Origin of the sequence: Streptomyces sp. WAC05292, from assembly GCF_003949955.1 — a bacterium.
Classification (GTDB): domain Bacteria; phylum Actinomycetota; class Actinomycetes; order Streptomycetales; family Streptomycetaceae; genus Streptomyces; species Streptomyces globosus.
In genome coordinates, this window is the sequence record NZ_RPSE01000749.1 from 1 (window position 1) to 1,160 (window position 1,160).

General features: G+C 72.2%; 2 protein-coding genes. One reads left to right on the plus strand and one right to left on the minus strand.

The window, feature by feature from the left end:
- The first annotated feature begins 75 nt into the window (after positions 1-75).
- Entirely contained in the window at positions 76-876 is an 801-nt protein-coding gene (locus tag EF903_RS32805; RefSeq protein WP_125548561.1) for a site-2 protease family protein, read from the plus strand.
- A 20-nt stretch (positions 877-896) separates the two neighbouring features.
- Here the strand turns inward: EF903_RS32805 and EF903_RS32810 are convergent, their stop codons facing one another.
- Positions 897-1,082, minus strand: coding sequence for a hypothetical protein (locus tag EF903_RS32810; protein ID WP_125548562.1), 186 nt, complete (start codon positions 1,080-1,082; stop codon positions 897-899).
- Between the last annotated feature and the right edge of the window lie 78 nt (positions 1,083-1,160).

Sequence of the window (1,160 nt, forward strand, 5' to 3'; positions counted from 1 at the left end):
ACCCCGCAGCACCCGGCGCCGCCCGGCCGCGGCCCCCTTCCCCGACCGCTGGGGGCGCGCGGTAGGTTTCGCGGCATGGTTCATCAGGGGACGCGCAGTGAGCGCCAGGTCAGTTCCGTTTTCCTCGGCATAGTCGCGATCATGGCGGTCACGGGGTGGGCCGTGTGGACGGGCTACTCGCAGAGCGCCGGGCTGGCGGTGTTCCTCTTCGTCACGTCGGCGTGGCTGGTCTCGCTGTGCCTGCACGAGTACGCGCACGCCCGGACGGCCCTGCACGGCGGCGACCTCACCGTCGGCGCGAAGGGCTACCTGACGCTGAACCCCCTGAAGTACACGCACGTCCTGCTCAGCGTCGTCCTCCCGCTGATCTTCGTGATCATGGGCGGCATCGGCCTGCCCGGCGGCGCCGTGTTCATCGAGCGGGACCGGATCCGGGGCCGCTGGAAGCACAGCCTGATCTCGGCGGCGGGCCCGCTGACGAACGTGGCGTTCGCCGTCGTCTGCACCGCCCCGTTCTGGCTGGGCGCCCTCGACGGGGTGCCGCAGCCGTTCCGCTTCGCGCTGGCGTTCCTCGCGCTGCTGCAGGTGTCGGCGTCGATCCTGAACTTCCTGCCGGTGCCCGGCCTCGACGGCTACGGGGTCATCGAGCCCTGGCTGTCGCACCGGGTGCGCCGGGAGCTGGCGCCGCTGGCGCCGGTCGGGCTGATCGCGGTGTTCGCGCTGCTGTGGATCCCGGCCGTGAACGCGGTCTTCTTCGACGTGGTCCACGGCGCCCTGTCGGCGCTGGGCGTGCCGGACCTCGACACCTACTGCGGCTTCGAGCTGTACCGCTTCTGGGAGGACACCGAGGGCTTCTGCGCGGCCCCTGAGTCCTGACGCCGGGCGGGCCGGCGGGGTCAGCCGGTCTGGCGGGCGGCCTTGCGGGCCCGCTCGCGGCGGATGTAGTACCAGGCCATGTTGGAGGACAGGCCGGCCAGCAGCACCCAGACGATGCCGAGGAAGCTGCCCTCGACGAAGGCGACCACGGCCGCCGCCACGGACAGCACGCAGACGAGGAGGGCGAAGACGGCGAGGCGGGGCATGGGGTACGTCTCCTAGACGGGGCACGGAACGGCATCGAGCCCCTCCAGTGTCCCCCACACCCCGCCCGGCGTCAGGAC